Source organism: Polyangium sp. 15x6 (assembly GCF_029960785.1).
Classification (GTDB): domain Bacteria; phylum Myxococcota_A; class Polyangia; order Polyangiales; family Polyangiaceae; genus Polyangium.
This window is the reverse complement of record NZ_JASBQE010000120.1, coordinates 1-25,173: the sequence shown is the minus strand read 5'-3', so window position 1 is coordinate 25,173 and position 25,173 is coordinate 1. Positions and strand designations below refer to the sequence as shown.

Annotated in this window: 23 protein-coding genes; 5 read left to right on the top strand and 18 right to left on the bottom strand. The window is 69.7% G+C overall.

The window, feature by feature from the left end:
- Positions 1 to 65 precede the first annotated feature (65 nt).
- Positions 66 to 803 carry a DJ-1/PfpI family protein gene (locus QHF83_RS46260; protein ID WP_282424537.1) on the bottom strand — a complete coding sequence of 246 codons (738 nt, stop codon included), beginning with the start codon at positions 801 to 803 and terminating at the stop codon, positions 66 to 68.
- 207 nt (positions 804 to 1,010) lie between these two features.
- Here QHF83_RS46260 and QHF83_RS46255 point away from each other — a divergent pair, with 207 nt between their 5' ends.
- On the top strand, positions 1,011 to 2,051 hold the full coding sequence (locus tag QHF83_RS46255; RefSeq protein ID WP_282424536.1) for a GlxA family transcriptional regulator: 1,041 nt from the start codon (positions 1,011 to 1,013) through the stop codon (positions 2,049 to 2,051).
- A 366-nt stretch (positions 2,052 to 2,417) separates the two neighbouring features.
- On the opposite strand, the gene QHF83_RS46250 is transcribed toward QHF83_RS46255, so the two are convergent.
- Entirely contained in the window at positions 2,418 to 4,034 is a 1,617-nt protein-coding gene (locus QHF83_RS46250; protein WP_282424535.1) for a sigma-54-dependent Fis family transcriptional regulator, read from the bottom strand.
- A 167-nt stretch (positions 4,035 to 4,201) separates the two neighbouring features.
- On the opposite strand from QHF83_RS46250, the gene QHF83_RS46245 reads away from it, so the two are divergent.
- Together QHF83_RS46245 and QHF83_RS46240 are read left to right on the top strand one after the other, a co-directional pair.
- On the top strand, positions 4,202 to 5,383 hold the full coding sequence (locus QHF83_RS46245) for a cytochrome P450 (RefSeq protein WP_282424548.1): 1,182 nt from the start codon (positions 4,202 to 4,204) through the stop codon (positions 5,381 to 5,383).
- A gap of 395 nt (positions 5,384 to 5,778) precedes the next feature.
- Positions 5,779 to 6,915: a hypothetical protein gene (locus QHF83_RS46240; protein ID WP_282424534.1), complete on the top strand. Its 1,137-nt coding sequence runs from the start codon at positions 5,779 to 5,781 to the stop codon at positions 6,913 to 6,915.
- Here QHF83_RS46240 and QHF83_RS46235 read toward each other — a convergent pair.
- The 9 genes from QHF83_RS46235 to QHF83_RS46195 form a co-directional block, all read right to left on the bottom strand.
- Positions 6,912 to 7,385, bottom strand: coding sequence for an HAD domain-containing protein (locus QHF83_RS46235; protein ID WP_282424533.1), 474 nt, complete (start codon positions 7,383 to 7,385; stop codon positions 6,912 to 6,914). The two genes, QHF83_RS46240 and QHF83_RS46235, sit on opposite strands and share 4 nt — an antisense overlap.
- Positions 7,386 to 7,448: 63 nt before the next feature.
- The gene (locus tag QHF83_RS46230) at positions 7,449 to 8,093 is read right to left on the bottom strand and encodes a hypothetical protein (protein ID WP_282424532.1); all 645 of its coding nucleotides are present in this window, start codon (positions 8,091 to 8,093) and stop codon (positions 7,449 to 7,451) included.
- Positions 8,094 to 8,097: 4 nt separating this feature from the next.
- Positions 8,098 to 8,889 carry a hypothetical protein gene (locus QHF83_RS46225; RefSeq protein ID WP_282424531.1) on the bottom strand — a complete coding sequence of 264 codons (792 nt, stop codon included), beginning with the start codon at positions 8,887 to 8,889 and terminating at the stop codon, positions 8,098 to 8,100.
- Between the two features lie 405 nt (positions 8,890 to 9,294).
- On the bottom strand, positions 9,295 to 9,939 hold the full coding sequence (locus QHF83_RS46220; RefSeq protein WP_282424530.1) for a hypothetical protein: 645 nt from the start codon (positions 9,937 to 9,939) through the stop codon (positions 9,295 to 9,297).
- Positions 9,936 to 10,580: a hypothetical protein gene (locus QHF83_RS46215; protein ID WP_282424529.1), complete on the bottom strand. Its 645-nt coding sequence runs from the start codon at positions 10,578 to 10,580 to the stop codon at positions 9,936 to 9,938. Before QHF83_RS46215 ends, QHF83_RS46220 begins: the two co-directional genes overlap by 4 nt.
- A complete protein-coding gene (locus QHF83_RS46210; RefSeq protein WP_282424528.1) occupies positions 10,577 to 11,218 on the bottom strand; it encodes a hypothetical protein in 642 nt (213 codons plus the stop codon). The genes QHF83_RS46215 and QHF83_RS46210 overlap by 4 nt, the downstream gene beginning before the upstream one ends.
- A gap of 10 nt (positions 11,219 to 11,228) precedes the next feature.
- On the bottom strand, positions 11,229 to 12,650 hold the full coding sequence (locus QHF83_RS46205) for an alkaline phosphatase family protein (protein WP_282424527.1): 1,422 nt from the start codon (positions 12,648 to 12,650) through the stop codon (positions 11,229 to 11,231).
- Between the two features lie 142 nt (positions 12,651 to 12,792).
- Positions 12,793 to 12,945, bottom strand: a complete 153-nt coding sequence (locus QHF83_RS46200; RefSeq protein ID WP_282424526.1) for a hypothetical protein — start codon at positions 12,943 to 12,945, stop codon at positions 12,793 to 12,795.
- A gap of 14 nt (positions 12,946 to 12,959) precedes the next feature.
- Complete coding sequence (locus tag QHF83_RS46195) at positions 12,960 to 13,607, bottom strand: CAP domain-containing protein (protein WP_282424525.1); 648 nt, start codon at positions 13,605 to 13,607, stop codon at positions 12,960 to 12,962.
- 96 nt (positions 13,608 to 13,703) lie between these two features.
- Here QHF83_RS46195 and QHF83_RS46190 point away from each other — a divergent pair, with 96 nt between their 5' ends.
- Positions 13,704 to 14,105, top strand: a complete 402-nt coding sequence (locus QHF83_RS46190) for a group II truncated hemoglobin (protein WP_282424524.1) — start codon at positions 13,704 to 13,706, stop codon at positions 14,103 to 14,105.
- A 771-nt stretch (positions 14,106 to 14,876) separates the two neighbouring features.
- Here the strand turns inward: QHF83_RS46190 and QHF83_RS46185 are convergent.
- Both QHF83_RS46185 and QHF83_RS46180 read right to left on the bottom strand, forming a co-directional pair.
- On the bottom strand, positions 14,877 to 16,196 hold the full coding sequence (locus QHF83_RS46185) for a cytochrome P450 (RefSeq protein ID WP_282424523.1): 1,320 nt from the start codon (positions 16,194 to 16,196) through the stop codon (positions 14,877 to 14,879).
- 428 nt (positions 16,197 to 16,624) lie between these two features.
- Complete coding sequence (locus QHF83_RS46180) at positions 16,625 to 20,008, bottom strand: protein kinase (RefSeq protein ID WP_282424522.1); 3,384 nt, start codon at positions 20,006 to 20,008, stop codon at positions 16,625 to 16,627.
- A 304-nt stretch (positions 20,009 to 20,312) separates the two neighbouring features.
- On the opposite strand from QHF83_RS46180, the gene QHF83_RS46175 reads away from it, so the two are divergent.
- Entirely contained in the window at positions 20,313 to 20,666 is a 354-nt protein-coding gene (locus QHF83_RS46175; RefSeq protein ID WP_282424521.1) for a hypothetical protein, read from the top strand.
- A gap of 8 nt (positions 20,667 to 20,674) precedes the next feature.
- On the opposite strand, the gene QHF83_RS46170 is transcribed toward QHF83_RS46175, so the two are convergent.
- From QHF83_RS46170 to QHF83_RS46150, 5 genes are all read right to left on the bottom strand, one after another.
- Positions 20,675 to 21,862 (bottom strand): choice-of-anchor L domain-containing protein, encoded by a 1,188-nt coding sequence (locus QHF83_RS46170; protein WP_282424520.1) that lies wholly within the window; start codon positions 21,860 to 21,862, stop codon positions 20,675 to 20,677.
- An 11-nt stretch (positions 21,863 to 21,873) separates the two neighbouring features.
- A complete protein-coding gene (locus QHF83_RS46165; RefSeq protein ID WP_282424519.1) occupies positions 21,874 to 23,022 on the bottom strand; it encodes a choice-of-anchor L domain-containing protein in 1,149 nt (382 codons plus the stop codon).
- Positions 23,023 to 23,091: 69 nt separating this feature from the next.
- Positions 23,092 to 23,856, bottom strand: a complete 765-nt coding sequence (locus QHF83_RS46160) for a hypothetical protein (RefSeq protein ID WP_282424518.1) — start codon at positions 23,854 to 23,856, stop codon at positions 23,092 to 23,094.
- Positions 23,853 to 24,470: a sigma-70 family RNA polymerase sigma factor gene (locus tag QHF83_RS46155; RefSeq protein ID WP_282424517.1), complete on the bottom strand. Its 618-nt coding sequence runs from the start codon at positions 24,468 to 24,470 to the stop codon at positions 23,853 to 23,855. Before QHF83_RS46155 ends, QHF83_RS46160 begins: the two co-directional genes overlap by 4 nt.
- Positions 24,471 to 24,548: 78 nt before the next feature.
- A partial coding sequence (locus QHF83_RS46150; protein WP_282424516.1) for a hypothetical protein occupies positions 24,549 to 25,173 on the bottom strand: 625 nt, incomplete at its 5' end.

Genomic DNA, 25,173 nt, shown 5'->3' with positions numbered 1-25,173 from the left:
TCCCATCATGCGCGAGGGCCCCGCCGGTTTCCTCGGGGGTACGTTTTTTTGGGGGGGCGGGCGGATCAGCGGATCTCGAGCCGCCGGGCGGCGCGGAGCCCGACCTCGCGCGTGATCTCCGTCAGGGGCGCGAGCGCGGCGAGGGCCTTCGCCGTGAGCTCGGGCCCGGCGAGATCGGGGCGGCCCGTGCGGTAGGGCGGCTCCGGGGCGTATTCCATCTGGAGCTCGACTTCCCGGCCAATGTCGTCGCCGACGAGCCGACCGACCAGGCGCAGCGCGAGGTCGAAGCTGCCCGAGACCGGGCCCGAGGTGATACGATTGCCGTGCTCGACCACGTTCGCCTTCGTCGGCGTCGCGCCGTAATACGCGAGCTGGTCGTGCATGTGGAAGTTCGTCGTGGCGCGATACCCTTTGAGCAGGCCCGCGGCGCCGAGCACGAGGGCGCCGGCGCAGACGCCGGACACCCATTTCGCGCGGCCCCCGTACTCCGCCACGAACGCGAGCACCTCGGGATCCTCCATCACGTTCGGCGGAATGGCGCCGATGTGGAGGAGGTCGAGGTTTTTCGGGCACTCCGCGAACGTGGTATTGGCCCGGGTCGTGAAGCACGGGACCCCTTCGAATTCGTCCTTATTTTTCCAGACGAGGTAAAGCTCCGTGTTCGGTAGGGTGCCGAAGACCGTCTGGATGCCGATCACGTCGGGCATGAAATATCCTGGGCACACGAAGATTCCCACGTGGAGCTTCTGCTCGATGGGGCGGCTCGTGGGGACCTTGAAGGGGTCGCTCGGTCGAAGGCTCATGGACAGGTCCTTTCGCGCGCGGGAGGTCATGCGCCGCCGAGGCGCTCGCGCTGCGTGAGCGTCACTATGGGCCCGCGCGGAGGTGCCAGAAGGACAACGGACAGGCATTTCCTGCCACGTCACGGGCAGGCGATCGTGGATCACGATGGCAGGAAATGCAGGTTCCTTGGCTTCGAAGACAAGCCCGTCTCGGCTAGGATCGGTCGCGTGCAGCGACGTCCCCCCACGAAGAAGAATGCCCCACGCACCGCCCCCGGCAAGCCGCAAAACCCGGCGCCGCGCAAGATCGTCCTCGTGATCTACGACGGGGCCAGCACCATCGATTTCGTGGGTCCGTTCGACGTGTTCGCGTTCGCGTCCGGCGTGGCCAAGGAAAAATATCCCGGCGCGCCTCCGGCGTACGTGGTCGAGCTGGCCTCGGCTTGCGGCGGGGCCGTGCGGAGCGGGTCCGGCATGCAGATCGTGCCGCACCATGCGCTCACGGATCTGCCCCGGGACCTCGACACGGTGCTCGTCTCGGGAGGCGATTACCATCGCGCAGCAGCCGACCCCCGGCTGATCGGCTGGCTCTGCGCGCGCACGCCCGAGGTGCGGCGCATGGGATCCATTTGCAGCGGCACGTTCATCCTCGCAGCCGCAGGGCTCCTGCGCGGCCACCGGGCAACCACGCACTGGGCAGGCGCGGCCCTGCTCGCGCGCCAGTATCCCGATGTCGAGGTCGAGCCCGACGCAATCTTCATCCGATCCGGAAAGATGTACACCTCCGCGGGCGGCTCCGCAGGAATGGATCTCGCCCTCGCGCTCGTCGAAGAGGATCTCGGCTACGACGTAGCACTCACGGTGGCGCGGGCGCTCGTGTTATTCCTGAAGCGGCCAGGAGGGCAATCGCAGTTCAGCCGTCCATTGCTCGCACAGACATCCGCCGCAGGGCCGCTGCAGGGCCTCGTCGAGTGGATCGTGCGCCACCTCGACGCAGATCTCCGGGTCGAGGTGCTCGCCAAGAAAGCCGGCATGAGCGCCCGCAACTTCGCACGGGCCTTCACGCAATCGATGCAGACGACACCAGCAAAATTCGTGGAAGCCGCGCGCCTCGAAGAGGCAAGGTCATGTCTCGAAGGCGGACGCGCATCCCTCAAGCAGATCGCGCGAAAATGCGGATTCGGAACAGACGAACGGATGCGGCGAGCCTTCCAGCGCAACCTCCGCGTCACGCCAGAGGCCTATCGCCGGCGATTCGCACGTTCGTGAGAATTGGAGCCGTTTCGCTGGGGCGTTGCCCCAGGCCCCACCGGGGCTATCCGCCCCTGGACCCGGACCAGCGCAAGCGCTGGACCGTTTGTCGATGAACTGCGCTTCGCGCAGTTCATCGAACAGGCCGAGTCGAGACCACCGAGCCCCCTGCCAACCAAGACAGCAGCGCTGCCCTTTCGACTGGCAACGCGGTGCAACCGGCCCGTTGGAAGAACTGCGCATCGCGCAGTTCTTCCACCCCGAGTCCAGCGCTTGCGCTGGTCCGGGTCCAGGGGTGGACAACCCCGGGGTTTGGGGCGTAGCTCGGCTTGCCGAGCGTAGCCCCATCGTTAACCAGACGGGGTCCGGGGTGAAACCCCGGCGCTACGCTGACGAACGGCCATACCGCTTGAGCTTTCGATAAAGCGTCGACACCCCGATCCCGAGCTCCGCGGCTGTCCTCGTTTGGTTCCCGCCGTTCCGCGAGAGCACCGCCAGGATGTAGGCTTGCTCGACATCGGCCAGGGGCCGCACCTCTGGACCCACCACGGGCGCTGGCAGCGCGATACGCACCTCTTCCGGCAGGTCCTCGACTTCGATCTGCGGCCCCTGCGCCAGTGCGGCTGCGCGCTCCATTGCGTTTTGGAGCTCCCGCACGTTGCCCGGGAACGGGTAGCGGAGAAGCTGATCTGCTGCCCGCACCCCGAGCCGCAGCGCCGGCCGCTTCATTCGCTGGGCGGCTTCTGTGAGCAGCGCCCGCGCGAGCGGCAGGATGTCCTCGGGCCGCTCCCGCAGCGGCGGCACGCGGATCTTCACGACCTTCAGCCGGTACAACAGATCCTGCCGGAAACGGCCCGCGCTCGCCTCTCCGCAGAGATCACGGTTCGTCGCGGACACGATTCGCACGTCGATGGGCCGGCTCCGGTTCTCGCCGACCCTCCGCACCGTCCGCTCCTGCAGCACGCGCAGGAGCTTCACCTGCATCGACGCGGGCAGCTCGCCGATCTCGTCGAGGAAAAACGTACCCCCCGCCGCGGCCTCGAACAGACCGATGCGATCGTGCGTCGCCCCCGTGAATGCGCCCCGCGCGTGGCCGAAGAGCTCGCTCTCCAGGAGCGCCTCGGGGATCGCGCCGCAGTTGATGGCCAGAAACGGCCCCGCCGCGCGCGCCGAGGCCTCGTGGACCAGCCGCGCCACGCGCTCCTTGCCCACGCCGCTCTCGCCCGTCACGAGCACGCTGGAGTCCACCTTCGCCGCCCGCCGCGCGAGGTCGAGCACGCCCCGCATTGCCGCGCTCCCGGCCACGACGCCCGAGGGCTCGTCCCGCTCGCCCGCGGCCTCGCCGAGCGCCCGTTCCCGTGCCCGGAGCTTGCGTTTGGCACTCTCGAGCGCCTCGCCCACCTGGCGCAGCGTCGCGTCGAGCCCTCCCGGCGCGAAAAATGGCCGGTGCGGATCGAGCTCCCGCCCCCATGCCTCCGCGGTCTTCCCGACGAACTGGCAGGCCGCGTCGCCTTTCCCGGCGCAGCGATGCTCGAGCACGTACACCTCTCGCCCCTCGGTGCGCGTGAGATAGCCGCTCGCGAAGCCCGCAAGCGTCCAGCAGACGGGCTCGCTCGCGCGGCCGAGGTGGAGCAGGTGTTGCTCCGCCTCGTACGAAGCGTCGACGCGCGCGCCGCCCGGCGAGAGCGGCCCCTCGCCCGGCGCGAGCGAGAAAAACCCCTGCAGCACGTGAATGCGCCCGCCGGCGTCGCGCCAATCTTCGGCGTGATCCCAGGCGAACTGCGCGCGCATGGCCTCGGCCATCCGGAAGCCGTGGGCGAAGCCGAAGCGCGTCAGGATCGTCCGCGCCGCGGCCCGGCCGAAGGTCGCGCAGAGCTCCACGCGGAGCAGGCCCATGGCGACGGCGTCGAGCAGCAAGGCCCGCTCGCCCGCGAATCGGATGGCGCCGCGGCGCGCGTCGAGGTCCAAGAGCTCCGCAATGTCGAGATCCTCTACACGCATGGTCCATCCCCATCCCGGTCAATCTGACCGGAGCCTAGGTCGTTTCGACCGATCGGGGGAAGCCCGGAGCGCCGCGCGCCCTCGGTTTTCGCGGGATTCGAGGCTGGCGCGGAGCGTGCTCGAACGGCAGCGTGGTCCGCGGGCGCGGACCGGGGAGCCACACCGTGATGGAAGAACGTTTTGATGTCCTCTCGCCCTCGTTCCGGGCGGATCCGTTTCCTCGTTATACCGCGATGCGGCGCTCCTCCCCCGTGTGCCAGGTCGATCCCGGCGACATGTGGGCGGTGAGCCGCTGGGAGGATGTCCTCTTCGTGCTGAAGAATCCGGGCATCTTCTCCTCGCAGGGCTTCAAGGCGGCCTGGGAGCCGCCGTGGATCGGGTACAACCCGCTCGCGCATTCGCTGGTCGCGCTCGATCCGCCGGCGCACACGCGGCTCCGCAGCCTCGTCACCCGGGCGTTCGGGGCGGGCACGGCGAGCCGCCTCGCGCCGAAGGTCGAGCGCCTCGCGGAGGAGCTCGCTTCGAAGCTCGTGGGCGAGATCGATTTCGTCGACGTATTCGCGACCCCGCTGCCGGCCTTCGTGATTGGCGAGATCCTCGGCGTCGATCCCGCGCTGCACAAGCATTTCAAGCGATGGGCCGACGACATCCTCTCGGTCGCGTTCGAGCCCCGGAGCGACGAGCACGCCGCGCAGGTGCGGACGACGATCGCCGAGCTTTCTCGCTATCTGCGGGAGGTCGTGGACGCGCGGAGGCGCGAGCCGGCAGACGATACGGTGAGTGATCTGCTCCGCGCCGAGGTGGACGGCCAATCCCTCACGGAGCAGGAGATCGTCGATTTCCTGGTCGTGCTCCTGCTCGGGGGCCTGGAGACCACGACGCACCTGCTCGGCAACACGATGATCCTCCTCTCCGAGCAGCTGGCGCTCTGGGACAGGCTCCGCCAAGAGCCCGCGCTCGCCGCGCCGTTCGTCGATGAAATGCTCCGGTACGACGGGCCGAGCCACTCGATCCCGCGCATCACCACCGAGGAGGTCACGCTCTCGGGCGTGACGATTCCGCCGGGATCGCTGGTGCTCGCGCTCCTGGCCTCGGCCAACCGGGACGAGCGTCGATATACGGATCCGGACCGGTTCGACATCGACCGCGGCTCGCAAGGCGGGTTGCAGTTCGGACACGGCGTCCATTTCTGCATCGGCGCGCTCCTCGCGCGCATGGAGGCGCGGGTCGCTCTGGAGGTCCTCACGCGGCGGTTTCGCGGGGTAGAGCTCGGCGCGGGCGAGATCCGGTACAACCAGATGCTCACGGTGCGCGGGCCCATTTCGCTTTCGCTCCGGTTCTCCTGCTGAGCATTGGTCTCAGGTCGAAGCCGCTGCGCTGGGGCGTTGCCCCAGGCCCCACCGGGGCTATCCGCCCCTGGACCCGGACCAGCGCAAGCGCTGGACCCAGGGTCGATGAACTGCGCGATGCGCAGTTCATCGACCAAGCCGAGTCAAGACTGGCGACGACCCTGCCCATCAAGACAGCCGCGCTGTCCTTTCGACTGGCAAGGCTCTCTCACCGGCCCGTTGGAAGAACTGCGCGGAGCGCAGTTCTTCCACCCCGAGTCCAGCGCTTGCGCTGGTTCGGGTCGAGGGGCGAACAGCCCCCGCGGGGTCCGGGGCAGCGCCCCGGCGCTACGCTGTGACAGCACCCTCTGAGTTCGGACGGCGCCCGGGAACGTTTTTTGAAATGGTCTCCCGTCATGACCGCGCAAGCCCCGTCCGCCGTGACCGCCGCGATCCCCTTCCCGCTCGAACGTTCGGCCGAGATCGGCTGGGCGGACGCGCTCCTGCTCCGGCTCGTCTCCACCACGATTCGCCGCTACAACGAATCCGCGGGCGACGCGGGCCCCGCCGCGACGGGCGCGACGGAAGCGGGGTGCGGCAAGTCGATCCTTCGGGGAGGCGCGACGTTCTCCGCGCTCGCTGGCGGCTGCGTCGGCCTCGTCTCCACGGGCGGCGCCTTGTTCACCGCCGGCACGCAAGGCATCGGCGCGCTCGTCGCCGTCCCGGCGGCCGCGCTCAGCGCCGCGCTCGACGCCGCGCTGCGCCTCGTGACGCATACGTACACGGCCTGCCGCCTCGCGGGTTGCGTCGGCCTGCGCTTCGATGCGGACGACCCGGCCGACGTGTGGGCGCTCTTCAAGCTCGTGCAGGGCGCCGAGCAAGCGCCGGAAGAGCAGGAGCGCCCGGGCGCTGACCTCGCGCGCCTCGCCCGCACCGACGTCGAAGGCGCCGCGCAGGGCCTCGCCGCGCGCCTCTTTGGCGAGAGCCTCGTCCGCGGCCTCGTGCCGTTCGTCGGCATCGTCGCCTCGTCCGTCGCGAATTACCAGGCCACGCGCACGCTCGGCCGGACCGTGCTCCGGTACGTGCGTTATCGTGCCGCCTTCGACCGCGTCCTCTCGGACGAACGCCTCGTGCCCGCGAAAGATCGGCTCTTCGAGGGCCTGTGGTTCCTCTTCGAAGCCGATGGTCGGCTCCGGCCGGAAGAGACGGCGCTCCTTTTCACGCTCCTGCGCGGCTGCGACCCCGAATCGTCGATCGGCCTCGACGAGCGCCTCGCAGATCCGATCGGCTGGTACACGCGGCTCGGCGAGATACCGCCCTCGGCGCGGGCTCCCTTTTATCATGCGCTCGAAATCGGCGCGTCGGTGGACGAGCGCGCCTCGATTCGGGAGCGCAAGCTCCTCGCGCACGCGGCCGAGGCGCTCGGCGTCCGGTTCGACGAGGCCCGCCTCGAACGGATGATCCACGAGATGCACGAGCGCGGGCTGCTCTCGTCCGAGCTCTCTCCGGAAGGGCTCGTGCAAATGGAGGAGCTCGGGCGGAAGGCGGCTTAGGGGGATTCTCCGAGAAGGTCGATCGCCATCTCGACGTGCGTGTCGAGCAGCCCCGTGTCCGACTCCGTCTTCACGTGGTAGGCGGCGAGCAGCTCGAGCTCGAGATCGTCGAGGGCCACGAAACTCTCGGGCCGCTCGGGGCAGGCGTCGAGCCATTGCATGATTTCCATGCACCGCGTCTGGCCAGGGTTCGGGTCGGGCACGCGCATCGTCCTCGGGTGCAGGATGGGCGTGTGATCGAGGACCTCGCCCACGAACCCCTCGGCGGCGAGCAGCTTCCGCAGCGCGTCGACCGGCGTCCATTCTCGCCAGCTCGAGCTGACCACCACCCGCGCGCCGGTCCGCTTCACGATGGCATTGAGCCGCTCGACGGCCGGCGGGCTGAATTGCTTCCGCGCATCACGGTCCTCGTTGAGGAGCATGAGGTAGTGGTTCAGCACGCCGTCGAAGTCCAGGAACACGATCTTCATGGCGGATCGAGGACACCATGAGGCCGCGCCGCTCGTCAAGGCAACACGAGCCGTCGAGGGGCGTCAACTATACATGGAGATGACGCGCAGCTCGTCATCCGCTCCGTACACGCGCAGGTCCCGGAACGCCGCCGCGCGGACTTCGCCCAGGTATTTGCTCACGGACGCGACGAAGGTCACGGCGGCGCGCACCTCCGGCGCGGCCGATTCGATCTCGAATCGGGCTTTTCCGTGCGTGCGGTCGATCGGCTCGGTCACGATTTCGCCTTCCTGAAGGAGGTCGAGCGTGAAGTCGTCGTGGCCACGCGCGCGGAGCGCTTCCACGGGAAAAGGCCGCCGCCCGTCACCGAAGAGCGCGGCGTCGCGGCTCCCGATGTCACATCGCAGGACGAGAAGCATCTCGTCCCAGAGGTCGACCATCAGATCGGGATACGGGATCCAGGAGATCCTCCGCTCGTTCTCCTCGAAATCGTAGTCCGGGCCGAGGTCCCGGAAGAACGCCGACCGGGCGTGGCTCTCGGGAGGGCCCGGCTTGAACGGGAAGATGGCCGAGGGGCCAAAGAAGAGCCGCGCGCAGCGGGATCGGCCGCGAAGCCAGGTGAACTCACCGAGGGGCTCGGACCGGTAAGGCGAACACGGAAACCCCTCGGGCACGGTCCAGTCGCCGGAGCGGCGGGTCTCGACGTGGAAGTAATAATCGAGGCTCATCGCGTCATTCGGTGAACGGGAGGATCACGATGGCGCGGCCGTCCGGGGGAGCAAACTGCATCGGCTCGAGCACACGGACGACGCAATACACGAGCTCGGACCTCGCGGGACTCAATGCAGAGAACCCGATCGGGCCGGCAAGCTCGACGTGCCCGTCGCGGTCGATATGGAGCTTGATCTCGAGCTTCCCAATCTTGCGGTCAGGGGCGCGCTCTTTCTCTTTCAGGTAGCAACCGTGGACGGCGGGCCTGACCTCCTGCAACATGGCCATGAGCGCCTCCCCCCACGCCGGCGATTGGTCGCGGGAACCGTCGTCCTTGCAGCGCGCCTTCGCGCTCCGATAGACGAGCTCGCGCTGGCGCCCCGCGACGTCCGCCGCGCGATCGAACGGGGCGAGGTCGGGCTCGCCCTTGTGCGCGAGCCCGAAGATGTGCGCCGTCGTGAGCAGCAGATAGGCCGTCGCGAGCCTGAACTCGTTCGCCTCGGTCGCGAGCACGGGGTCGGTGAGCGAGTCGCTGAGCCGCTCGCTGTCGTCGCAGGATCGCTCGAGCCGATGCATCAGCTCCTCGACGCGCGGCATGGGCGTCGTCGAGCGAATCTCGGCGGCGGGCACGTCGCGCATTTCGGCGTCGAGCACCTCCCCGAGGCGCGCGCATTCCGCGGTTCGTTCCGCCGCGACCGCCGCCGAGGGAGCCGGCTGCGCCGCCGGGGCCGGGGGAATCGGCGGCGAGCCACAGGCCGAGAGCAGGCTCGCGGCGAGCGCCGCGGTCGCGAGCGCGTGGGCGGGGCGAAACATGCGGAGAGGCTACCACCGCTCGAGCGCTCCCAGCGCGGCGCCTCCGCTTTCATGGGCCCACGGCTCCGTGAAATCGTCTCCGCCCCCTGCCCTCCCGACCCACACCGGCGAGGACTCGCCTCGCCGCTCACCTGTCCCGGCCTCCCAGCGTCCACCTCACGCCGCCGTGACCCGCCGTCCGCGCTCTCCCAGGCGCGTTTCACCACGCTGTGGGGCCGTCGCGCCGGGGCGCTGCCCCGGACCCCGCGGGGGCTATCCGCCCCTCGACCCGGACCAGGCACGGCCTGGACCGAGGGTGGAAGAACTGCGCGATGCGCAGTTCTTCCAACGGGCCGGTGGCAAGACCGCGAAGGAGCGTTGCCCGCTGGCGACGTCATGGGTCGAGACGTCAGCGGCGCTGCTCCGTCACAAGTACGGTTCCTTGCCTGCGCGCAGGTCGCGGAGCACATCCAAGACCATGAAGGTGTCCCCCGAAGCGACCATTTCCTCCATGATCGCGCGTCCCTGCACATCTCCGACCCGCGCAAGGGCACAGACGGCTACATCGCGGTCGGAGGGGTTGTGAAGCTGTCGTCGTCGCCTCTCGTACCAGGCCGCGAGCGCAGGCGCGCGGATGTCGCCGATACGCGTGAGCGCCAGCGCGACCACGTCGCTCACGTACAGACTCCACCACATGTCCTCGATGAGCTCGTCGTCGTCGAGCGCCTCGACCAGCGCGTCGACGGACGCAGGGGATGCCGTGCGGCACAAGGCCACCGCGGCCATGTAACGCGTGAGCGGCTTGCCCGTGAGGAGCAACGAGCATGTGTGTTCGACATCGACCGGATCCAGGTCCGGGCTCAGAGCGCGCGCGGCACTCGCGCGAACCAGCGGCTTGTAGCTGCTGCCTCGCACGACGCCACGCACCACGGCGAGCCCCGGTTCTCCGCGCGAGAGGAGCGCGCGGCAAAACGCCCTCGCGCCCATGGTGCTCTCCTTCAAGATCGGATCCGTGCGAAGCGCCTCGGCGCACGCTTCGAGTTCATCGGCGCGCGGATCGACCTCGATCATAAGTACGTTTCCTCGCCGGCGCGCAGGGCGTCGAGCACATCCGAGGCCATGTCAGAGTCCCCCGAAGCGACCATTTCCTCCAGAATCGCGCGTCCCTGCGCATCTCCGACCCGCGCAAGGGCACAGACGGCAACAGCGCGGTAGGAGGGGTCGTGAAGCTGTCGTCGTCGCCTCTCGTACCAGGCCGCGAGCGCTGGCGCGCGGATGTCGCCGATACGCGTGAGCGCCAGCGCGACCACGTCGCTCACGTACAGAGCCCACCACATGTCCTCGATGAACTCGTCGTCGTCGAGCGCCTCGACCAGCGCGTCGACGGACGCAGGGGATGCCGTGCGGCACAAGGCCACCGCGGCCATGTAGCGCGTGACCGCCTTCCCCGAGAGGAGCAGCGAGCATGTATGTTCGACATCGACCGGATCCAGGTCCGGGCTCAGGGCGCGCGCGGCACCCGCGCGAACCAGCGGCTTGTAGCTGCTGCCTCGCACGACGCCACGCACCACGGCGAGCCCCGGCTCTCCGCGCGAGAGGAGCGTGCAGCAAAACCTCTTCGCCTCCCAACCCTTCTCGTTCAAGAACGGATCCGTGCGAAGAGCCTCGGCGCACGCTTCGAGATCATCGGTGAGCGGGTCGACCTTGATCATAAGTACGATTCTTTTCCGTCACGCAAAGCTTCGAGCACAACCTCTGCCATGTATTCACCTCTCGCCGCGGCGCGCTCCTCCAGAATCGCGCGTCCTTGCGCATCTCCGACCCGCGCAAGGGCACAGACGGCCACGACGCCCTCAAGGGAGGGGTCGTGAAGCTGTCGTCGTCGCCTCTCGTACCAGGCCGCGAGCGCAGGCGCGCGGATGTCGCCGATACGCGTGAGCGCCAGCGCGGCCACGTCGCTCACGTGCACACCCCAATCAAAGTCCCAGATGAGCTCGTCGTCGTCGAGCGCCTCGACCAGCGCGTCGACGGACGCAGGGGATGCCGTGCGGCACAAGGCCACCGCGGCCATGTAGCGCGTGACCGCCTTCCCCGAGAGGAGCAGCGAGCATGTATGTTCGACATCGACCGGATCCAGGTCCGGGCTCAGGGCGCGCGCGGCACCCGCGCGAACCGGCGGCTTGTAGCTGCTGCCTCGCACGACGCCACGCACCACGGCGAGCCCCGGTTCTCCGCGCGAGAGGAGCTTGCGGCAAAACCTCTTCGCGTCCGGGGGGTGCTCCTTCAAGTCCGGATCCGTGCGAAGAGCCTCGGCGCACGCTTCGAGATCATCGGTGAGCGGATCGACCATGTGTCCCACGCTATTCGCCCCAGAGCGCCCTGCATTCGCTCATGATGGCCTCGTCCACGGGCACGTTCGGCACGTCCGGGAGCTCCTTGGCGGGCGAGGATGCGAAATCGAACACGTCCCATGGCGCGAGCGCGTTGGCGTCGCGATGGCTGAGCGCCGGGATCTGGAAGCGAGCCTCGATGAAACGAACGACCGAGGTGTGATCGTACACGTCGTGGCTCACGTAGCCCTTCTTCGCGTAGGGCGAGACGACGAAGAACGGGACACGGACGCCGTATGATTCGAAGATGGCGCGATCGGTCTCGTCGAGCGCGCGATCATCGGGAGCGCAGGCCTTCGGCGGCGGCACGTGGTCGTAAAGCCCGCCGTGCTCGTCGTAATTGATGAACATCGCCGAGCGGCTCCAGTGCGGGCTCGCCACGAGCGCGGCGATCGCGTTGGCGAGCCAGTTCTGCCCGAGCGTCGACGGCGTCGGGGGGTGCTCGTCGGTGTGGTCCATCTGCCCCTTGCTCGTGCCGTCGGGATCGATGAACGCGACCTGAGGCAGCTTGCCCTCCGCAGCGTCGGTGAAGAACTGGCTCATCGGCACGAAGCGGTTCTCCTCCTGCTGGAGTTCGATGAACCGCTCGATGAACATGCCGAAGGTGGGCGTGTTCTCGTAATAGAAGCGCCACGAGATCTGTCGCTTGTTCAGGTAATCGATGAGCGTCGCCTCCACGCCTTGCGGAAAATCGTTCGACTTCAACCCGAACGAGCTCGCGGCATGCATGAACATGCGGTTGGGCCAGGTCGCCGTGGGCGCCGACGCGAAGTACCGATCGCCAATCGCGAAGTTTTTCGCGAGCCAGTACACGAGAGGCAGATCGGGCTCGGTGTAATAGCCCATCGCGCGTCTCCCGAGCAGCATGCTGAGGTCGCCGTTCATGGGGAGCTCGTGCTGGCCCTCGTTCGAGGTGACGAAGCCGGTCATCGCGCCGCCGGCGATCTGCTGCTTGATGGCGCCCCAGCTATGCGCGGTGTCGACGAAGCAGTGCTCCGTGAGCGGGAACGGCGCGATCGGGTTGCCCTCCGGATCGAGGTTGGTGAAGCCGTCGGGCGCGACATCGGCGTCGATCCCGATGTCGCCGATCTTCTGGAGATAGTGATCGAACGAGCGGTTTTCCATCATCGCGACGACGATGTGATCGATCGGGATCTCCGCGCCGACGGGGTGGCTCTCACCTTGCGTCTCCGCCGGCAGCGCGCCGGCGCGGTAAGCGCAGCTCTCACGCGCCGTGGCGGCTTCCTGATCCGCAGGCTCGACGACGTCGCGATTCCACTCGGGCGGGCCAGGTAGCTCCGGGGCAGGCGGTGTCGGCGGCGAGGACGAGGTGGTGCACGCAGGAATGCACGCTGCGAGCGCCACGGCGAAGAGCGGAAGGGGGATGCGCATGAGGCGCAGTATTCCCCGTTCGCGGGAATAGGTCCATAGAGCAGGGGCCGAGGCGCGAAAGGAGGCGCCTATGTACCCGTCGTCCAGCGGGCCTGACGCAGGACGGCGAACGGATCGTTCGTGCGTTCCTCGTACCACACGGTCAGCAGACGGCCGTCCCCCAGGAGGGGTAACCGAGGTCGCCGTTGGTACCGTCATCGCTCAGCGTCACGGGGGTCGACCAGGTCCGGCCGCCGTCGCCGCTGACGCGGGCCCGAATGCCGTACGGCTCGCGCCGGTATCCGTAGGTCATCACCAGCGCGCTCGCCCTCACCCTCCGAAGACGAGCGTCCAGTAATGCGTATACCGCGATCCCTCGCGCGCCGCGTATCCCACGCCGATGTGGCGATATTTGGGATTCATGATGTTCTGACAATGGTGGGTGCTCGCCATCCACTGCTCCACGGCGCCCACCGCCGTGGGCCGGCCCGCACCGATGTTCTCGCCCATCGTCGCATCGACGGAAAACCCCGTCGCCTTTGCGCGCTGTTCCACCGTGCGGCCTTCCGGCGTCACGTGCTCGAAGTAATTGCGGCTCGCCATGTCGAGGCTGTGGTCGCGCGCCGCGGCGCGCAGGGCCGGGTGCACCGTGAGCGCAGGCGCAGGGCCGAATCGACGGCCCCCGCAGATGGCGGGAGCCGCACGCCGAGCGTTCACCTGGTCGAGCACCTGCTGCTCCAGCGCAGCCGACTCCGCAGGCCACGAGGAATCAGGGGCCGCAGGCGAAGGCGCGGTCTGCGCAGGAGGCGAGGTCGATCCAGCTTGCATAGGCAGCGGCGTGGTGGCCGCTCCGGGCGAGGAGCTCGGCAGTGGAGGCGCGGGCGGCGCAGGCTGCACCGGCGAGGGGGGCGGCGGCGCAGCGCCCGAGCAGGCCGCGAGCAGGAACGAACCCCAAATCCCAGGAAAGAGCTGGCGCACGCAGGCAGCGTAGCGCATTCCAGCGGCATACACACCCGGCGCACCGCCCCAACGCCGCCTCCGCTTCCGCTCCCGCGTGCTACACAGCCCCCCCCGATGCCCGAGCCCCAAGAGACCCCGTTCGACCGCCTGGGCGGCGAGACCGCCGTCCGAACCCTCTGCGAGCACTTCTACGATGCCATGGATCGCGACGAGCCCGCCCTCGCCAAGCTCCACGAGCTCGACGACCAGAGCCGCGTCTCCCGCCGCAGCCGCGACCGCTTCGCGCTTTTCCTGATCGGCTGGCTCGGCGGCCCGCAGGACTACATCGCGCAGAACGGCCACCCACGCCTCCGCATGCGTCACGCGCGCGTGCCCGTCGACATCGCCATGCGGGACGCCTGGATGCGGGCCATGACGACCGCCATGGACGAGGTCGGCGTCGCGCCCGACCTTCGCGCCTTCCTCCTCGGCCGCCTAGCCGACGTCGCCGACTTCATGCGCAATCGGCCAGGCTGAGCATGGGTCTCAGCTGGGGGCGCCGCGCCGGGGCTCTGCCCCGGGCCCCGCGGGGGCTATTCGCCCCTCGACCCGAACCAGGGCAAGCCCTGGACTCGGGGTGGAAGAACTGCGCGAGCGCAGTTCTTCCATCAGGCCCGTTGGAGGGCCGAATGCTGTCATCGGCGGAATCTCGCTCTGTGAGCGGCCGCGCGGAGTGTGAGCACGCGCGAGGGGGTGCACGTCCTCGCGAACAGAGAGGGTGAACTGGCGCAGTGGGTCGCTCGTGCTCGCGCGCGATGCGCGTGAGCACGCCCAGGGAGGCGCACGTGCTCGTGCCCGGAGAGGGTGAGGACGACCGGGGAGGCGCACGTCCTCGTGCGCGATGAGCGAGAGCACGCCCGGGGAGGCGCACGTCCTCGTGCGCGATGAGCGAGAGCACGCCTGGGGAGGCGCACGTGCTCGTGCGCGATGAGCGAGAGCACGCCCGGGGAGGCGCACGTCCTCGTGCGCGATGAGCGAGAGCACGCCCAGGGGGACGCACGTCCTCGTGGACGGAGCTGGATGAGGACGCGCGAGGGGAAGGGCTACGACGACGCGGTTGCACAGGTCAGCGCGGCTGTCTTGGTGGGCGGGGGCGCTCGCCGGTCTTGCCTCGGCCTGTTCGATGAACTGCGCATCGCGCAGTTCATCGACCCCGGGTCCAGCGCTTGCGCTGGTCCGGGTCCAGGGGTGGACAACCCCTGGTGGGGCCTGGGGCAACGCCCCAGCGCGGCGGCCCCAGATGAGACCCTAGAACAGCACTGGCAGCTCCGAGAGACCTCGCAGGAATGATCTGTTCCAGCGGACTTGGTTGGGCGGCACGGCGAGGCGCATGGCGGGGAACCTGCGGAACAGCGTGTCGAAGGCGATTTGGCCCTCCACCCGGGCCAGCGGTGCGCCCACGCAGAGGTGGATGCCCTTGCCGAAGGCCACGTGCCGCTCGACGCCTTCGCGCGTGATGTCGTAGGCGTCGGGGTTTGGGAAGCGCGCGGGGTCGCGGTTTGCTGCGGCGAGGCCGACCATGACGGGCTCGCCTTTCGGGATGCACGTCCCGCCGAGGTCCACGTTCTCTTTGGCGATACGCGCGGCGACGAAATCGACCGGGCCCCAGTAACGCAGCGTCTCCTCGACGACGCCTTTTGCGAGGCTCGGATTCGCCTTCAATTTCGCGAGCTCCGCTGGATGCTGGAACAGCGCGAAGACGCCGTTGCCGATCAGGTTCACGGTGGTCACGTGGCCTGCGAGGTACAGGATGAAGACCGTCGACAGGACCTCGTCCTCGCTCAGTTTGTCGCCTTCCTCCTCGGCCCGCAAAAGCTGCGTGATCATGTCGTCCGCCGACTGTTTCCGCTTGAGGACGAAGAGATCCCGCAAGTACACGGTGAACTGACGCAGCTTGGCGGTCGTCTCCTCATCGAGCCCTCCGGCGCGACGACGGTCGGCGCGGAGCAGGTTCTCCGTCCATTGCTTGACTTGCGGGCGATCCTCCATCGGAATGCCGAGCATGTCCGAGATGACCGTGACCGGCATCGGGTATGCGAACGCCGCGATGAGGTCCATGCGGCGATCCGGCGCGCGCTCTCCGCGGGCCTCCGCGGCGCGCTCGGCGTCGTCGAGCAGGTCGTCCGCGAGCCTCTGGATGCGCGAGCGCATCGCCTCCATGAGCCGGGGCGAGAAGCTCGGCTGGATCAGCTTGCGGAGGCGCGTGTGGTCCGGGGGATCCTTGGTCAGCAGGCTCTCCGAGAGCAGACGCAGCGCCTCGATGACGGGAGGCAATTTCTCGCGTTGCTCCGGCGTCATTGCCGTGTGTCGATCGGAGGAGAAGCGGCTGTCGACCAGGGCGGACAGCACCTCGTCGTAATGCGAGACGAAGAGGTGCTCGCGTGTGAGAAAAGCGTCGAGCTCGACGGGATCGGCGTCGCTCTCGCTGCCCGTGTCCTCGAATGAGATCGTGACGACGGGGCCTTGGGCCCGGGCGGTCGCGTAGTCGTCGATCGCTCGGCCCGGGTCGAGAGACAACGTCACGACGCCGGTCGCCTTTTCTTTCTCTCCGTTCGATCCGTTTTGCATCACGTCCTCCACCCGCGGCGCGTGGCGTTCGCCGTCGTCGCGCTGCCTTTTTAGGGGTGATGCGCGGCAAGTCCATGCAGGGAGGCCGCAATCGAAACGAATTCGTCAGGCAGGAAATCAAGGACAGGCGGGCAGCTTCCTGTCGAAGGCGCTGCGCTGGGGCGTCGCCCCAGACCCCACCAGGGGCTGTCCGCCCCTGGACCCGGACCAGCGCAAGCGCTGGACTCGGGGTCGATGAACTGCGCGATGCGCAGTTCATCGAACAGGCCGAGCCAAGCAACTGGCAACGCCATCCCACCGGCCCGTTGGAAGAACTGCGCACCGCGCAGTTCTTCCACAAAAGGTCCAGCGCTTGCGCTGGTCCGGGTCCAGGGGTGGACAACCCCTGGTCGGGCCCGGGGTGAAACCCCGGCGCGGCGTGGCCATCCTCATCCCTCGCGACGCGAGACGCGTGATGCCCGGGTACCGCGGTGCGCGGGGAGCGGGTCGATTGTCATTGCCTCGGCTCCCTCGGCTGCTCGCGCGACGGCCTCGTCGACGAGGACCTCGCCGTCTCGTGCTGCGCTCGCGAGTTCGGTGGCTTCCTGCACCGCCGCGCCGAGGATCATGCAATGCGAATGAAACGACGCGCCGAAGGTCCCCACCGTCAGAAGGCCACGTGCCACGCCTACGCGCGCGCGGACGAACGGCGCCCCGTGCCGGGCTGCGATCTCGGCGGTCTGCTCGATTTGATGAAGCGCCGCGCGGAGGGAGGCGAGCTCGACCGCGCTGCGATCCTCGCCGAGCGCGCCGAATGCGAAGAGCATCTCGTCTCCGCGCGAGGCGTGCATCGTGCCGGCCATCGTGAATGCCGCGGTCGCCGCGGCCTCGGAGAGCTCGTCGACGAGGACCTTGAATCGACGCGGCGGCAAGCGGTCCGCGGCCGTGTCGAGCCCGGAAAAACGGAGGACGAGCGCCGTGGCGAGACCACGCGCAGGCACGCCCCCGACGAGCTCCGCTCCTGGCGCGCCCGCCTCGCCGCGATCGGGGCCGAAACATCGTTCGAGCAGCAGACGTCTCTCGGCGTCCGCGCGCTCGCCGAGCGCGTGCAGGCGGAGCGCCGCGATGCGCAGGAGGCCCGCGACCAGCGCGGCGTCGTACGACGAATACGCTTTGCCGTCGGAGCGCGCGCCCACGACGACCACGGACGCGGGCGCCGCCGCGGCACCGGCTGCGCCCTCGGCCGCGTCGAGCGGCAGGACCAGGAAGGCATGGGCGTCGAAATGGCCGAGACGCGTGAGGCGCCTCCGAATCTCGTCCGCGGGCGTGCCATTCGCGGGCTCGCGGGTCGCGCCGCTGAAATCGCCCTCCGTGTCCGCGCGGGGCCCGGTCAGCGAGCGCGGGCCGGTGCCGGAGCGCGGCCCCGCCATGGATTGGGAGGGCGGCGCGCCGGGGACACGCGCCCAGTAAATGCCGCCGTCGCCGCGCTCGAGGAGGCGCGTGGTGCGCGGGGAGAAGCAGCGCCGGATCGTATCGACGAGCAGCGTGACGACCTCGTCCTCGGAAGCCGCGTTGGCCACGGCGCCGGCCATCTCGTCGAGCACGGTGGCCGCGTCGACGTCGGCGCGGCGCTCGACGAGGCGGCGGAGGCGCAGCGCGACGGGCTCGGACGCCGCGACGACCGCGGTGACGCCCGCGACGGCGCCGAGGCCGAGGTACATGCCCTCGGGGCCCGCGATGGCATACGCGAGCCCGCCGAACGCGAACGCGGCCGCGGCGAAGACGGCGCCGAGGACGACGACCATGGCGAGGACACGCGAGATCTCGCGGAGCGCGACGTCGACGTCGAACATCTGCCGGCGCTGGATCTGATGCGCGAACGCCGCTGGAAAACCCGCCACGGGGAGCATCGCGAGCCAGCTCAAGCTGGCCACGGAGGCGGTCTGGAGGCCGAGGCTGATCGGCAAGAGCTGCAGGGCGATGGTCGGCAGGACGGAGAGGCCCGCGGCCCACAACATGAAGCGCGCCGATTGCCGCGCGGAGAGCGTCCGGCCCCGCAGGCGCATGTACAGGAAGGAGCCGAGCAGCGCGAGGAGCCCGAGGAGCATCATGCCGATGCCGGCCCGGGTGCAAGCATTGCCAATGGCCGGATCGGCGCCCGCGGTCCGCCACGTGACGAGCAAGGCGAGCGCCGGCAGATAAGGGAGCCAGATCAGCCACGGCCGCTTGCGCGTGGCGCCGAAGAGGCCCGAGAACGCGAGCGCGAGGTGGACCTCGGCCGCGCCGGTCGCCGAGCAGCCGAGGTAATAGAGCCAGGAAAAGGCGCTGTCGACGAGATCGAAATCGACGGAGGCGATGAGGAAGAGGCCGACCGCGCTCGTGAAAGCGACGAGCGCCTGCACGGGGCGCAAGGTGGGCCGTTTCCAGCCGGCGACGCCGCCGACGAGGAGGAACAGGATCGCGGCGAGGAGGCCGGAGGAGTATATCTTGAGGAGCGACGCCCAGCCGAACGGGGTGACCGGCACCTCCACGTCGAACGTGCGATCGCCGCGGCGGAGGGTGTAATCGACGAGCGTCCCCGGAGCGAGCCGATGCACGTATTCGTGCACGTCCCTGCCGCGACGAACCGGAATGCCGTCGACGGCGAGCAGGGCGTCGTACGGCTCGATGCCCCGCTGGATCCCCGGCCAGGTCGGCTCCACGACGGCCGAGACGAGCAGGCCCGCCTCGACCGTGAATCCGGGGAACGTGGACCGCGCGACCCGGGGGAACTCGGCCAGCGCGACGAGCGTGAAGAGCAGGGTCGCGAGGACCCAGCTGCGCATGGCGAGGGCCGTGGCCCGCCCCGACGTGGCCGCGGGCGCAGGCGCGGGCTCGCTCTGGAGCGCGCGCAGATCGTCGGCCATCTCGGCGGCCGTCGAATACCGCGCGTTCGGGTCCTTTTCGAGCGCGCGCATGACGATGCGGCCGAGGTCGATGGGAATGTCGAGATCCGGCCGGCGCTTCTCGGGCGAGACGGGCGCCTTGTGCGTGAGCGCGTACGAGAGCTCGGCCACGCTCGCGCCCTCGAACGGGGGTTCGCCCGTGAGCGCGCGGTACATCATGGCCCCGAGCGAATACAGATCGCTGCGGCGATCGATCGGCTGTCCCCTCGCCTGCTCCGGGCTCATGTAGCGCGGCGTTCCCCAGATGGCGCCGGTCTCGGTGAGCTCGGTGGATTCGTGATCCTCGAGCTTGGCGATGCCGAAATCGAGGAGCTTCACCACCGGCTCGCCGTCCTTGCCCGGGGCGCGCGCGAGGAAGACGTTCTGGGGCTTGATGTCGCGGTGGACGACGCCGCGGCGATGCGCGTCCGCGAGGACGTCGAGCAGATCGAGCGCGATGCGGGTGACGCGCGCGGAGGCGAGCGGCGCTTCGCGCTCGAGGAGGCCGCCGAGGGTCTCGCCCTCGAGGTACTCCATGACGAGGTAAAGGGCGCCGTCGTCGGTTTGTCCGAAATCGTGGATGACGGCGGCGTGCGGGCTCGAGAGCTCGCGCATGATGCGCGCCTCGCGGCGGAAGCGGTTCACGACCGTGAGGTTGTCCGCCATGCGGCGGTGCAGGATCTTCAGGGCCACGCGGGTGTTTTTCCACGCGTCGCGGGCGAGGAAGACCTCGCCCATGCCGCCCACGCCGAGCTGACGTTCGAGGCGATACCGTCCGGCAATGGTGGCGCCGGCCAAGCTCGTGGACGCAGGCGGCGGCGCGCTCGGCCTCACGCTGCGCGGCAGCTCGACCTTCGTCGGCACGTCCTCGCCTCGGAGGACCTCGTTGCGCTCCGTGTCGCCCTTCACGCCCGAGACGGTACCACGACGGACGGCGCCCGCGAAAGCGCCTCGTATTCAATACGAACATGCGCGCCTCGGCCGGATGTTCGATCGTAATGGTGGACGCCCGTCATCCCCGACTTTTCGGTTCCGTTTCGAGGAAGTACGCGGGGCCTGGGAATCGACGTACGGCCCCGAAGGGACGCGGCGGAGACACAGGCGCCGCGTGCCGCGGGGTGTCGATGACTCGGGCATATGCGTTGCACCGGGGCGGCACCGAGGTCCGGACGCGAGATGTTCGCGTCGCGTACCTCGATACGAGGAGGCATCCATGAACAAGGGTCGTAACGTCGGAATGGTTCTCGGAATGGCGATTCTCATGGTGGCAGGCGCGGCGGCGGCGGGGACGCCGGGCGGGCTGTTCGGCCAGCACAAGGCGGCGCGCGGCGGGCAGGTCGCGTCGAAGGTGGCGCGCGGATTCCAGGTGGCGCGCGAAGCCAAGGAGACGCGCGGATTCCAGGAGACGCGCGGATTCCAGGAGACGCGCGGAACCCAGGAGACGCGCGGATTCCAGGGCGACATCGAGCTCGAGGCGGACGTCGCGTCGCAGGCGCTCGAGCTCGAGGCGGACGTCGGGCTCGAGGGGGAGCTCGAGCTCGAGCTGGATCTCGAAGTCCAGGAGTAGAAGGCGGATCAAGGAGGCACGGGCCTGTAGGTCTCCACGACCGGCGCGCCCGTGCTGATCCATCGGAAATGGTCGATGAGCGTGACGCTGTCGAGGAGAGCGTCGCCGGAATCGTAGACGGCGAAACGAACGGTGAAGGTCTTGCCGCCCTGCATCGGAGCCGTGGTGGTGAGCCAGCCCGTCGCGCCGTTCGCCTGTCCCGTGTCGTATCCCGTGCCCGAGAGCGCGCTCGCGCCGAGGCTGCAAGGATAAACCTTGCCGCCCACGGTGCAGGGCGGTCCGCCCTGGCAGGTGCAGACCTCCAGAAAAACGTTGTTCACGCTGATGACGTTGCCCTGGCCGTCGAAGGAGATGTTGTCGTCCGTTTGACCGGGCGGCGTCGGCGAGAGCAGCGCGACGAAGGCGTCGTTGAAGGTGCTGCAAACCCAGGCCGGGAATTCGGCCGTGTAATAATTGAATGCAAACGCGAAGCCGACGGTGCCGATGGGCGCGCGTAATGTCACCTCCAGGGCCACGCCGTCATAGGGCTGGCCGGTGATGACGCCGGGGCACGCAGCCGAGGGCTTGGGAAACCCCGCCGGAGCCGCGTGCGCGTAGCCCTTGGCATATCCACCGAACGGCGTCTGGTAGCCCGTCTCGCCGGGACGACGGGCGGCGCCGCTGGAGAGCGCGAGCATTCGTTTTCCAGCGCGCGGGGGCACGTTCGGGCCAAAGCCGTCGTAGAGGCCGTGACCGAGCGCATATTGCATGTCGTATCCCGAGGGAATGGGGGTGCCGTCGGGCAACACCCAGCGGGCTTCGAGCAAGCCCGCGCCATCCGGGCCCTCGGCGAGCGTGCACAACTCGATCGCCCGCGCAGCCTGGAACGGATCCGCGTCGTCGAGCGCGAGGTCGTCATCGCACGGCGAGGTCCCGGGATTGCCGCCGTTCCCGCCTCCGCCGCCGATGCCCGCATCGGGCCCATCGCCGCCGTCGGGCAGCGCCCCGCCGACGCCGCTCCCGCCGCCGATGCCGGTCGTGGAGCTCGTGGTCACGGCATCGCTGCCGCTGCTGCTGCTTGCAGGATCCCCCGGATCCGGGCCGCCGCCCGCTCCCCCGCTGCCGCCGCCGCCGCCGAGCGACACGAATTTGCCGCAAGCGACGAGGAGGACGGCGAGCGTCGGCAGGAGGGAGAGCGAGGCGGTTCGGTTGCGCATGCGCGAGAGGATCACTCCATCGGGCGGAACGTGCCTACGACGCTGTTCGGTTGCGTGGTCCAGCGGAAGTGGTCGACGAGGGTGGCGCTGTCCAGGATCGCGTCGCCGTTGTCGTAGGTGGTGAAGCGCAAGGTGAACACGTCGCCGCCGTTGATGGGCGCGGTGGTGGTGAGCCAGCCGGTGGCGCCATTGTTCTCGTAGCCGGTGTCCACGAGCGGCCCCGCGCCGAGCGAGCAGGTGGGCTGGTTGCAGGCGTCGAGGAAGACGTTGTTCACGCTGATGATGTTGCCCAGGCTGTCGAAGGAGATGTTGCCGTCGCTCTGCCCCGCGGGCGTCGGCGAGAGCAAGGCGACGAAGGCGTCATTGAAGGAGCTGCAGGTCCAGGTCGGGAACTCGGCGGTGTAGTAGGTGAAGTCGAAGGCGAAGCCGAGCGCGCTGTTCGGGGCGCGGAGCGTGACTTCGAGCGCGACGCCGTCGTAGGGCTGGCCCGAGATGACCCCGGGGCAGGCCGGCGAGGGCTTGGGGAAGCCGTCCGGCGCGGCGTGCTGGTAGCCCTTGGCGAAGCCGCCGTTCGGAGCCGAGTAGTTCGGATCGGTCGGGCGGCGGGCGGCGCCGCTGGAGAGGCCGAGGATGCGGTCGCCTTTGCGCGGGGGCACGTTGGGGCCGAAGGTGTCGTAGATGCCGTGGCCGAGGGCGTAGTTCGCCTCGTAGCCCGCCGGGATCGCCGAGCCGTCGGGGAGCGTCCACTTGGCCTCGATGAGGCCCCAGGCATTGGGGCCTTCCGCGGTCTTGCAGATCTCGATCGCCTTGGCCGCGTTGTACGGATCCGCGTCGTCGAGGGCGAGGTTGTCGTCGCATTTCGGGGGGCCGAAATCGTCGACCGGCACGCCGCCGGAGCCGCCGGTGCTGCTGCCGGAGCCGCCGGTGCCGCCTGTACCACCCGTGCCACCCGTATCGCCCGTGCCGCCCGTGGCGCCGCTGCCGCCGGTGCCCGGGGTGCCGCTGCTGCTGCTGCTCGAGGTGTCGGGATCGGGGGCCGCGCCGGTGCCGCCGTCGCCGTCGTCACCGCCGCCACCGGCGACGGTGCCGCCGCATGCGGCGAGCGCGAGCAGGGACGCAAGGGAGAGCGACAAGGTGGAAAGCGCCAATCGATTGTGCATGGGAGTCTCCTAGGCCAGGGTGGTCAAGAGAGGGCCGACGCTACCGATGGCCGGCGAGGTCCGAATCGATCACGGAATCGACGTGCCCCCGGCGAGAGGGCGAAGTCGTTCGGCGTACGGGCTCTGGGGGTGGGCTTCGAGGAAGCGGCGGGCGCGGTCGGCGGCCGAGGCGTCGCCCGCGCGGGAGAGCGCTTCGATGCGGAGGACCTCGGCTTCGAGAGCGAGGTGGCCGCGGGGGAAACGCGCGGCGTAGTCGTCGAGCGCGACGAGGGCGCGGGCGCCGTCCCCGGAAGCGAGGGCCTCGCGCGCGACCCGGAGGGCCCGGAGCTCCGCCGCGAGGCGCGCGGCGCGGTCGGTCGACGTGCTCGGAGCGGGCGCCGCGGGGGCGCGTTTTCCCCTGGGCGGAGCGGATGGCTCGGCGGGCGTGATCTCGGGGGCCGGGGGCTCTGCCTGGGCGATCGTCTCGGCTTCCGGAGGCTTCTCGGCGGGGGATTCCGCGGCGACCGGGAGCGGACGCGCCTGCAAAGCCGGTGCGAATCGATTCGCCCCGACGGAGACCTCGCCCCCGCCCTCCGTCGCGGCGACCGCGATTCCGATTCCGATCGCGGTCGCGCCGATCGTGATCGCGAGCCATTTCGCGAGCGCGCCCTGGAACATGCCCTTCGTCGTCCCGGCCGAGCCTGCCTTCGCCGCGGCGATCGCCCCGAGCCCTGCGGCGGCGCCGATCAGCGCGACTTTTCGCTCGCGGGCGCGCTTCGCGTCGAGCGTGCGGGCCGAGCGCAAGAGCTCGGCCCCCAGGTCGTCTCCGTCGACGAGTCGCTCGGGATCCGTCATCGAATGCTCCGTTTCTTGCGCGCTTGGACTCGCGAGAGCTCTGCCTGGAAGAGCTCGCGGCCGCGGCGCAGGCGGGAAGCCGCCGTCCCGAGCGGGATGCCGAGCAGGCTCGCGATCTCCGGGACCCTCATCTCTTCGAGCTCGAACAGGACGAAGACCGCGCGCACGTCGAGCGGCAGCGTCTCCAGCACCTCGTCCAGCATCGCCCGGGCGCGCCGCTGCGCGAGCAGCTCCTCGGCGTCGGGCCCGGTGTCCGGCGGCTCGAGCGGCAGCTCCGCGGCACCGTCCTCCGAGAGCGAGACCTCGCCCCGCCGCCGCATGGTCCGGCGCACCTGCATGGCCACGCGCATCGCCGTCCCGAACAGGAAGGCCCGCTCGCTGCCGGCGGCGATCTCGTCGAGCCTCCGGCTCAGCACGATGAAGACCTGCTGCGCCGCGTCGTCCACGTCGGCGTCCGGCACGCCGAGGCGTCGCACCGAGCGCCAGACGAACTCGAAATGCTCGTCACGGATCGCCCGGAAGCGCGCGGCGGCCTCTCCCTCGACCGGCGCGACCGAGAGCGGCGACGACAGGGACCAATCGACCCCCTCGCCGCCGTCCTGCGCCGTGCCCATGGTCGTCATCTCTCCCCCGATGTCCCGCTCGCCGCGTTTCGATCACGAAAACGACTCACGTCCGGCCCGTGATCTCGTTCACCAGAACACCCACCCCGCGCCGATCGCGGCGAAGCCCCCGAGGGCGGGCGTCGCGTGGAGGATGCGCCGGGGGTCCTCGAAGCCGAAGACCTCGCGGACGAGCGGTACGACGAGCCCGGCCTCGGCCTCCAGGGCGAGGGACGGCAGGGGCCGCGCCTGGAACCGGCCCGCGGCGGTCAAGGCGACCCAGGGCCGGGACGCCTCTCGGGGGTTCACGACGGAGAGGCCCTGGCCCTGGAGCGCGCCGAGGTCGAGGCCGGCGCAGGGGCGCGCGGTGACGGGTCCAACGATCCAGGCATACGGGCACGCGGAGAGGCGGGCGGCGAGCCAGCGGAAGCGGGCGGCGCCGCCGTCGGTCTCGGTGGTGGGGCTCTGGGCGACGGCCAGGCCGAGGCGGAAGGCCGGCGCGAGGCCTGCGTGGCCCCAGGAAGCCCGCTCGGCGAAGAGGACGAGGCCCCAGGCGGGCTCGGGGGCGAGGGCGTTCCAAACGGCCCCCTGGGCGCCGACCTGGACGTGGTACGCGGGCCGCGGCGGAGGCGGCGGCGGCGGAGGCGGCGGCGGTGGCGGCGGAGGCGGCGGCGGCGGAGGCGGAGGCGGCGGCGGAGGCGGCGGCGGAGGCGAC